Genomic DNA, 311 nt, shown 5'->3' with positions numbered 1-311 from the left:
GAACAACCGCAACTGGTGATCCTGGGCAAGCAAGCCATCGACGACGACTCGAACCAAACGGGTCAGATGCTCGCCGCACTCGCGAAGCTGCCGCAAGCGACGTTCGCGTCGAAAGTGACCGTGGCGGATAACCGTGCACAAGTCACGCGCGAAGTCGACGGCGGTCTGGAAACGATCTCGCTGTCGCTGCCTGCCGTCATCACGACGGACTTGCGCCTGAATGAGCCGCGTTATGTGACGCTGCCCAACATCATGAAGGCGAAGAAGAAGCCGCTCGAGACGGTGAAGCCTGCCGATCTGGGCGTGGATGT

1 protein-coding gene is annotated in these 311 nt (G+C 60.8%); it reads left to right on the top strand.

Annotation, left to right across the window (positions count from 1 at the left end):
* Positions 1 to 311: electron transfer flavoprotein subunit beta/FixA family protein (locus tag ACPWR9_RS25855; protein ID WP_426301931.1), on the top strand; the 311-nt coding region annotated here is incomplete at both ends.

This window comes from Pandoraea pneumonica (assembly GCF_049918595.1).
GTDB lineage: Bacteria > Pseudomonadota > Gammaproteobacteria > Burkholderiales > Burkholderiaceae > Pandoraea > Pandoraea pneumonica_A.
This window is presented reverse-complemented; position numbering and strand designations above follow the sequence as displayed.